Genomic DNA, 8102 nt, shown 5'->3' on the forward strand with positions numbered 1-8102 from the left:
CTTCCACCGAGATCGCATCGAAGATCAACCCGTGGTTTTGGTGCGTTTAAACCACATCCTGCAATATCTGAGAGAACACACCGACACTGCTCAAGCCTTACTGAAATACTCCATCCCGGCGTTTAAGCGGGAACTGCGGGCGCATGGCATCTTGCTCAGTGACCAACCCCACGAGCGCAACATCGACGGACGGCGGGTTTCCAACCTGCGTGCCTTGAATCTTCATGTGCTCAAACAGTTAAAAGCGTGGGACGTGGAGTAACCAGGAGCGCACAGCACCAGCTGCGCATCGAGGCCGCAGACCTCGTGGGGGTTTAAAGACAAGCCCCCCCCTGGGAGCGCACAGCACCAGCTGTGCACCGAGGCCGCAGGCCTCGTGGGGTTTAAAGCGTATCAAATGCGCAGCTGGTGCTGCGCGGTCACAGGGCGTAGCGGGTGCTACGCGCTCCCAGGTCGACAGATAGGCCCAGGCTGGCATTTAGCGAAGGTTGTAGCGTGTGCTCCACCTCATGCAATGCCAGTACCAAGGTACACGCCAGGCTATAACGGTCAAAGGGATCGCCTTGTCCCGGCAGTGCCAATAATGCGCTGCGGCGTGGGGTGTCGGTGTGCATCCAGGCAAGGGCGTGGGATGGTGTCGTCATGGCAGTCTTTGTTTCGGTGTCGATGCTGTGAGGATGGCGCGACGGTGCGAAGTCGTCAATACAGGCCTGGTGTTATCCGCTTACCGCAACGCCTTTAATCATGGCCCACAGCGTTTGTCCGGGGGCCAGATTGAGGTGTTTGCAGGAACGTTGCGTGATGCGTGCCAGTAATATTTGCTCTCCCACTTGCAGACGCAAAATGATATGTGCCGGATGTGGATCGGCGCTGATTTCCAGCAACCGCACCTCAAGCCCATTGAGCAGGCTGCTTGCCTGTGGGGGAGTAAGGGCAATGGAAACATCGCGGGCAAGAATGCGCACCCGCACCGGCGCACCGATAGCGCGTGCCTGCTCTGTCACCCACAGCCGCCCACCATTAAAGACCACCTCACTTAAGTGATCTGCCTCATGATGAGCGCCGATATGCCCCTCAAGTACCGCCGAGGCATGTTCGCTATGCGCCAGCGGTAAATCGGTGCGGCTTAAGAGATCTTGCAAGGTACCTTGGGCGAGCACTTTGCCTTGCTCAAGCAGGATCATCTGATCCGCAAGGCGTTCCACTTCTTCAATGGAATGGCTTACATACACCACCGGAATGGAAAGCTCATCATGCAGACGTTCCAGATAAGGCAGAATGTCGCCTTTGCTGCTTGCATCAAGCGAGGCCATAGGCTCGTCCATGAGTAACAGTTGCGGACTGGTCAGCAGTGCTCTTGCAATGGCAACACGTTGTCGCTGTCCACCAGAAAGCGCCTCCGGGTAACGTGTGAGCAGTTCACTCAAACCTAGCAAACTGACAACTTCATCCAGCTGTATGCGTCGATGTTCTTTAGCAATTCGCTGATATCCATACAGCAGATTGCGTTTTACCTCCAGGTGTGGAAACAGGCTCGCTTCCTGAAACACATAGCCTAAGGGACGCTTGTGTACCGGCAAAAAGAATTGCTCGTTTTGCCATACCTCGCCGTTGAATGTAAGCCACGCCTTGGCAATGCGCTCAAGCCCTGCCAGACAGCGCAGGATGGTTGTCTTACCGGAACCGGAACGACCGAATAATGCGGTGACGCCCTGGGCTGGGATGGTGAGATCCACATCCAGTGTAAATGCGCCCCGATCAAGATAAAACCTCGCCTCGATACTCATGTTCCCACCCCAACGACTTTGAATTTCTTGTTCAGCGCATACACACTCAACAGCAGAGAAAAGGACAACACCACCAATACCAATGCCAAGGCATGGGCGGCGGCATAATCCATCGCCTCCACATGATCATAAATGGCAATGGAGGCCACTTGCGTTTGTCCCGGAATATTGCCACCGACCATGATAATCACGCCAAACTCGCCTAAGGTATGTGCAAAAGAGAGCACCGCAGCGGTTAGAAAGCCGCGTCGTGCCAAGGGCGCAACCACCGTAAAAAACCGATCTAATGGTGAGGCACGCAAGGTCGCGGCAACCTCCAAAACACGTCCCCCCGCCGCCGCAAAGGCATTGGTTAAGGGCTGCATGACAAAGGGCAGCGAGTAAATCATCGAGCCAATCACCAGACCTGTAAAACTAAAGGCGAGATGATTAAAGCCCATAGATTCAAGCGTACCGCCTACCCAGCCGTGCGGGCCTAGCAAAATCAGTAGATAAAACCCCAGCACGGTAGGTGGCAAAACCAACGGCAAGGTAACCAGTGCTTCAATAAAAACCTTGCCACGCCAACGGGTATGCGCTAACCACCAGGCGATGGGCGCGCACACGACCAATAATATGCCGGTGCTGATGGCGGCCAGTTTGAACGTGACCCATAAGGCCATAAGATCATTATCGCTGATGCCTAACATGGGCTATTTCCGGAAAGTGTGGTGTGGCGGCATCTTCCAGATGCCGCACAAGCTACTATGCGAATACAAGATGCATCCGCCACGGCTGTTAGGGCAGGGCGTAGCCGGCTTCTTCAATGATTTTCACCGCTTCCGGGCTGCGCATCCATGTCATGAATTGCTGCGCTTGATCGGCATCGGTGGCTCGTTTGAGAATGACGGCTTGCTGTTCGATGGGAGTAAACCATTCAGCCGGTGGGATCCAGTGCGATCCGGGAATCACCCCGTCTTTTTGTATTTGATTAAGCTGTGCCAACGCGACAACCCCCAGCTCCGCTGCACCGGAGGCCACTTGCGTATAGACCTGCGTAATCGTTTGCGCACGAATCAGCCGCCCCTGGCGATTTAAGGATTCCCAGATGCCAAGATGCTCAAAAATCTGTTGTGCGGCCACCCCATAGGGCGCATTACGCGGATCAGTGATACTCAGGAAACGATAGGAACCGGTGCGCAGTCGCTCGACAGGATCATCCAGGTAATCTGGCTTGCTCGACCACAGCACAGGCACACCGATGGCATAGGTAAAGCGCGATGCTTCCAATGCCAGGTCGTTATCAACCAGCGCCTTGGCACGTTCTATATCGGCGGAAAAAAACAGATCAAAGGGCGCGCCGTTGACAATCTGCGCATACAACGCCCCCGATGAACCACTGCTGAGATGGATGTGATGCCCGGTCTGCTCGGCATAGACTTGAGTCAGTTGCTGCAAGGTGCCCAGAAAATTGGCCGCCACGGCAGCCCGCAGCTCAACCGCCGAGACGCTCGGGATGGTCAATGCCAGCCACACTACAAAAAACATATATCGTATTTTCATAATAATTAAGCCTCTTTGCATGAGCGTTATTTAATCATTGACGGCCAGGATGACATGCGAGGCCTTGATCAGCGCACAGGCCGGTGCGCCCTGTGTCAGCCAGCCCTCCTCTAGCGCCTCGCGAGTGACAATCGCGGTGATGACTCGCCCCTGCCCCAGTTCCAGCTTGACCTCTGCGTTGACCGGTCCTGCCTGAATGTGACTCACAACCCCCTTGAGCTGATTGCGTGCCGAGATGCGCATCGCTTGGCTTGCCTCACTCAGCATCACCAGGGAAGACTTGATCAGCACATGCACCGCCCGCCCAACCGCCAGCCCCAATTCTTCGCTGGCCTCATGGGTCACCATGGCGTGAATGTGTAAATCATGACCCAGATCCACCGTCACATCGTCGCTCACCGCGCCTTGGGTAATCCGGGCAACCTGCCCCTGATAATGGTTTCTTGCGGTGGTTTTCATAGAAAATCGCCTCATTAATGTCCAAACATCGCCTAATTCGCCGCTGGATTGACTCATCTGCTGCAAAAATTGCTGATATATCTGTTCAGCGGCCCGGTACTGCGCAATCACCTGTAAGCCATACGCGGTCAACTGCGTGCCTCCGCCATGTTTGCCACCCACCTGGCGCACTAACAACGGCTCATCGGCCAGATTATTCATCGCATCTATCGTCTCCCAGGCCGCCTTGTAACTCATCTCAATCGCCCGCGCCGCCGCCGAGATCGAGCCTGTCGCGGCAATCTGTTCGAGCAAGGCGATCCGACGACTGCTAAGAAAGGGTTGGCCGTTGAGCTTGAAGCAGAACTGACCGTCGATTTCAGGTGTCATGGCATGTTTTCGCAGGTTCGTTATGTTTACAGGTATATAACGCAGAGCGCAACAGTAAACCCGCTGGCCGCTGAGACATAAAGCATTTGTTGCGCCAAAAAGCGCCAAAGCCTTAACTAATTGACTTTCAGTGATTTTTTATCAAAGGGGTAGGCATCTGGTGTGTGGGGTTTGCGACATTGTGAGGATGGCCAAACACACTGCGGTAGGCCCAAGCCAGGCGGCATTTCCAGATGCTGCCTGAAAAAGGCGCGGCTGGAAATGCCGCTATCATGATGCAAAGCGGAGGTTCGGCGCGCCCAGGATGAATATCCGGCTAGGGGTCAGTTTTTGGCGAGCGTCGCAGGGCGCGGCGCAGGATTTGCTGAAAAGTCGGCAGCAGGCCCTTGGGCATAAAGATCATGGTAAGCATAAGGATCAGGCCGAACATCATCATTTCATAATCCTGAAAATCGGTGAGCAGTTGCGGCAATAACAGCAGCAAGGCCGCGCCGAGGATGACGCCATAGGTAGAGGCCATACCACCGAGAACGACCATGGTGATGAGTTCAATGGAGTGTTGAAACGAGGCAATCTGTGGGGTGATAAAACCCGAATAATGGGCGAAAAAACTGCCCATGACGCTGGCGTAAACTGCGGAAATGACAAAGACCAGCGCTTTATAGCGGGTGGTGTCTACGCCCACAACCCGGGCGGCGACCTCAGAGCCATGCACGGCCCGCAAGGCGCGTCCTATCGGCGAATCAATCAGGTTTTGCGCAATCCAGACGGCCACCAATAACAGGCCAGCGGCGAGGATATACCACAGCAACGTCCCCGAGAGGGTGTAGCCGGCGATTTCATATTGCTCAAAAATGCTCAGTTCCATGCCAAAAACCGACAGCGGGGGCACCGGGATACCATCCGGGCCGCCGGTGAGCCAGCCTTCGTTGTTAATGATGATGGCAATGATAATCCCAAGACCGAGCGTGGCCATGGAAAGATAATGCCCTTTGAGACGCAGGATCGGTTTACCCAGAATCAGTGCCAGCACGGCAACGCCCACCGCCCCGGCGAGCATGGCGGGCAATGGGGTAAAGCCGTAACGGCTGGTGAGAATGGCGCTGCTATAGGCGCCAATGGCAAAAAATGCCGCATGGCCGAGACTGACCTGCCCGGCAAAACCGACCAGAAGATTCAGCCCAACGACGGTGGCGGCAATGATGGCAATCTGGGTGGCAATGTCGAAGTGAAAGTCATTTTGCATGACAAAGGGCAAAGCGACCAGCACCAGCGCCAGGCTCAGAAAGCTGATCTGTGAACCCCAGCGGGAATGCATGTGGCGCATCAGACACGCTCCGCGACACGGCTACCAAACAGGCCCCGTGGCATAAAAAATAAAATCAGCAGAATCAAAAGAAAGGCAACGGCGTCTTTATATTCCGAGGAGATATAGCCTGCGGTCATGGTCTCGGCAATGCCGAGCAACAAGCCACCCACTACCGCACCCACGCCGCTGCCCAGGCCACCGATGGCCGCCGCCACAAAGCCTTTCAGGCCCAGCATGATGCCAATGTCATAGGTGGTAAAGGAAATGGGGGCAATCGCCACCCCTGCCACAGCGCCCAAAGTGGCGGCGAGCATAAAGGCAATCATCAAGACCCATTGAATACGGATGCCGACCAGTTGCGCCGCTCGTTTGTTCATGGAGGTGGCGAGAATGGCCTTGCCCATTAAGGTGTATTTAAAAAATACCACGAGGGCCAGCACAATCACCGTGGCAATCCCCAACACCCACAGGCTTTGGGTATACATCACCGCGCCGCCGACGTGCAAGGATTCGGTGCTGCTAAAGCTGGGCAGGGCGTGCAGCTCTTTGCCCCAGATCAGCTGCGCCAGGCCGCGCAAAAAAATCGAGGCACCAATAGTGATGATGATCAGGGTGATCACATCGGCGTGTTTGGCCGGGGCAATGGCCAGGCGCTGCAATAAGATACCCAGTATTCCGGCGAGCAATATCGCCATGAAAATGGCCAGCGGTAGGGGAATCCCCAGTGCCAGCAAGGAAACCGTGGCCATGCCACCGATCATCAAAAACTCGCCCTGGGCAAAGTTGATCACATGGCTGGCGTTATAAACCAGGGTAAACCCCAGCGCCACCAAGGCATAAATGGCCCCGGTGGTAATGCCGGAAAACAGATATTGTAAAAATTCAGCAAGCATGGCGTTTTGTTATCAGCGGATGGCAAAACGCCCCACAGCGGGGGCGTTATCACAGGAAAGACCCCAAAAAGGGGCCTAGTCTACCACAGCCAATGCCAGGCTTAGTCGATCAAAACCCAGCGCCCATCGCGAACTTCGAGAATGCGGAAAGACTCCACCGCCAGTCCCATGTGATCGGTCGGGCTGAAAGAATAAATCCCGGTCACGCCCACATGTCCGCGAATGCCCTCCAGGGCATCACGCACTGCGCCGGGCTCGGTCGTCCCAGCGGTTTCAATGGCCTTGACCGCCAGCATCAGGGCATCATAGGCATAGCCCCCAAAAGTAGAGACGCGCATATTCCATTGTGCCTCAAAGGCCTCTTTATATGCCTGCACCACCGGGCGCTGCGGATCATCTTCGGCCAGATCGTCAGGCACCAGCAAGGGCGAGGCGGGCAAACGGATGCCTTCCGCAGCCGCGCCAGCCAGTTCGAGGAAACGATCCGAGGCAACCCCATGTGATTGATAGAAGGGCAAGGTCATGCCCAGATGGGCATAGTTACGGGTGACAATCGCAGGCCCCTGACCAAAGCCGAAATTAAGCAGCGCCTCCACCCCGGCAGTATTGCGAATGCGCGTCAGCTGCGCGGTCATATCCGTATCCTGCGGCCCATAGGTCAGATCCGCGACAATCTCGATCCCAAAATCGCCAGCCACTTCCAGCGTCTGCGCCCGTCCTGAGCTGCCAAAGCCATCAGTGCCCGACAACAGCCCGACGCGGGTAATGCCACGGGACTGCATATCCGCCAAAATACGCTGCGCCGCCATGCGATCAGACTGCGGGGTTTTGAACACCCACGGCTTGACCGGCTCGGTAATCACAATCGCCCCAGCCATAGAGATAAACGGAATACGCGCCTGCTCAATCATCGGCACGGCGGCCATGGTCGTGCCCGTGGTGCTACCGCCGATAATAAAATCCACGCGATCAGCACGGATCAGGCGACTGGCATAATTGCGTGCCTCCGAGGCATTGCCGCCATCATCATAATGAATCAGCTGCAAAGGCCGCCCCAACACGCCCCCCGCCGCATTGATACGCGCCACATACATCTCCAGCGTTTTAAGCTCCGGATCACCTAAAAACGCCGCCGGACCCGTGGCGGAAACAAAGGCCCCAATCTTGATCGGCTCGGCGGCCTGCGCCGGGACCCACAGCCCCAAGACCAGCACCAGCCACACCATACTCAACCGAAAAATACCGTGCATCTAAACCCCTCCCCAAAAAGCGTAATCTGTTTTATTCATCAGTTTGCGCGGGAAACCCCGGCCTTCAGGCCGGGGAGGGATAGCGCGGCGTGCGAAGCAAGCCTCCTGTTCCCGACGCCTCCTCTTTGGTAGCTTGCTCTCTATTATACATGGATGCTATCTTTATTTTAACCGCCGGGCTGGCGGGGTTAGTCTGTGGAGAAACTGTAAGAAGCTGTTTGGAAACTACCGCCTCAAACCAAGCGGTTAGCCATCAGTCGAATCATTGCGAGATAAATCCAGGCTTCGCTGCTCGACATCAAGCGCTCGTAGTCCTTGCTCAGACGGCGTGAGTGGTTCAGCCAGCCAAAGGTCCGCTCAACAACCCAGCGTCGCGGCAACAAAACAAACCCTCGGCGCTCCTTGGGACGCAAGACCCCCGTCAAGACGAAACGAAAGCGCTGGGCAACCCAGTCAACCAGGCGTCCACGGTAGCCGCCGTCAACCCAGATTT

10 protein-coding genes are annotated in these 8102 nt (G+C 55.8%); 1 reads left to right on the forward strand and 9 read right to left on the reverse strand.

Annotated elements, in window-relative coordinates; translation table 11 throughout:
• The coding region (locus THISIDRAFT_RS07705) for a hypothetical protein (RefSeq protein WP_006788030.1) at nucleotides 1-262 on the forward strand (262 nt) is incomplete at its 5' end.
• A gap of 157 nt (nucleotides 263-419) precedes the next feature.
• Here the strand turns inward: THISIDRAFT_RS07705 and THISIDRAFT_RS07710 are convergent.
• From THISIDRAFT_RS07710 to THISIDRAFT_RS07750, 9 genes are all read right to left on the reverse strand, one after another.
• Complete coding sequence (locus tag THISIDRAFT_RS07710; RefSeq protein WP_006788029.1) at nucleotides 420-644, reverse strand: hypothetical protein; 225 nt, start codon at nucleotides 642-644, stop codon at nucleotides 420-422.
• A gap of 72 nt (nucleotides 645-716) precedes the next feature.
• Nucleotides 717-1787 carry a molybdenum ABC transporter ATP-binding protein gene (modC, locus tag THISIDRAFT_RS07715; protein WP_006788028.1) on the reverse strand — a complete coding sequence of 357 codons (1071 nt, stop codon included), beginning with the start codon at nucleotides 1785-1787 and terminating at the stop codon, nucleotides 717-719.
• Nucleotides 1784-2476 (reverse strand): molybdate ABC transporter permease subunit, encoded by a 693-nt coding sequence (gene modB, locus THISIDRAFT_RS07720; protein WP_006788027.1) that lies wholly within the window; start codon nucleotides 2474-2476, stop codon nucleotides 1784-1786. Before modB ends, modC begins: the two co-directional genes overlap by 4 nt.
• Nucleotides 2477-2564: 88 nt before the next feature.
• The gene (modA, locus tag THISIDRAFT_RS07725; RefSeq protein ID WP_006788026.1) at nucleotides 2565-3329 is read right to left on the reverse strand and encodes a molybdate ABC transporter substrate-binding protein; all 765 of its coding nucleotides are present in this window, start codon (nucleotides 3327-3329) and stop codon (nucleotides 2565-2567) included.
• 30 nt (nucleotides 3330-3359) lie between these two features.
• Nucleotides 3360-4157 (reverse strand): TOBE domain-containing protein, encoded by a 798-nt coding sequence (locus THISIDRAFT_RS07730; protein WP_006788025.1) that lies wholly within the window; start codon nucleotides 4155-4157, stop codon nucleotides 3360-3362.
• Between the two features lie 316 nt (nucleotides 4158-4473).
• On the reverse strand, nucleotides 4474-5484 hold the full coding sequence (locus tag THISIDRAFT_RS07735) for a branched-chain amino acid ABC transporter permease (protein ID WP_006788024.1): 1011 nt from the start codon (nucleotides 5482-5484) through the stop codon (nucleotides 4474-4476).
• The gene (locus tag THISIDRAFT_RS07740; RefSeq protein WP_006788023.1) at nucleotides 5484-6359 is read right to left on the reverse strand and encodes a branched-chain amino acid ABC transporter permease; all 876 of its coding nucleotides are present in this window, start codon (nucleotides 6357-6359) and stop codon (nucleotides 5484-5486) included. Before THISIDRAFT_RS07740 ends, THISIDRAFT_RS07735 begins: the two co-directional genes overlap by 1 nt.
• Nucleotides 6360-6460: 101 nt before the next feature.
• Nucleotides 6461-7609: an ABC transporter substrate-binding protein gene (locus THISIDRAFT_RS07745; protein WP_006788022.1), complete on the reverse strand. Its 1149-nt coding sequence runs from the start codon at nucleotides 7607-7609 to the stop codon at nucleotides 6461-6463.
• 233 nt (nucleotides 7610-7842) lie between these two features.
• A partial coding sequence (locus tag THISIDRAFT_RS07750; protein ID WP_221913976.1) for a transposase occupies nucleotides 7843-8102 on the reverse strand: 260 nt, incomplete at its 5' end.

Origin of the sequence: Thiorhodospira sibirica ATCC 700588, assembly GCF_000227725.2 — a bacterium.
In the GTDB taxonomy this organism is placed as follows: domain Bacteria; phylum Pseudomonadota; class Gammaproteobacteria; order Ectothiorhodospirales; family Ectothiorhodospiraceae; genus Thiorhodospira; species Thiorhodospira sibirica.

What these genes read in the sequence shown, in the direction of transcription:
- THISIDRAFT_RS07710 (WP_006788029.1), bottom strand. Translation starts at nt 644, where the DNA reads ATGACGACACCATCCCACGCCCTTGCCTGGATGCACACCGACACCCCA.
- modC (WP_006788028.1), bottom strand. Translation starts at nt 1,787, where the DNA reads ATGAGTATCGAGGCGAGGTTTTATCTTGATCGGGGCGCATTTACACTG.
- modB (WP_006788027.1), bottom strand. Translation starts at nt 2,476, where the DNA reads ATGTTAGGCATCAGCGATAATGATCTTATGGCCTTATGGGTCACGTTC.
- modA (WP_006788026.1), bottom strand. Translation starts at nt 3,329, where the DNA reads ATGAAAATACGATATATGTTTTTTGTAGTGTGGCTGGCATTGACCATC.
- THISIDRAFT_RS07730 (WP_006788025.1), bottom strand. Translation starts at nt 4,157, where the DNA reads ATGACACCTGAAATCGACGGTCAGTTCTGCTTCAAGCTCAACGGCCAA.
- THISIDRAFT_RS07735 (WP_006788024.1), bottom strand. Translation starts at nt 5,484, where the DNA reads ATGCGCCACATGCATTCCCGCTGGGGTTCACAGATCAGCTTTCTGAGC.
- THISIDRAFT_RS07740 (WP_006788023.1), bottom strand. Translation starts at nt 6,359, where the DNA reads ATGCTTGCTGAATTTTTACAATATCTGTTTTCCGGCATTACCACCGGG.
- THISIDRAFT_RS07745 (WP_006788022.1), bottom strand. Translation starts at nt 7,609, where the DNA reads ATGCACGGTATTTTTCGGTTGAGTATGGTGTGGCTGGTGCTGGTCTTG.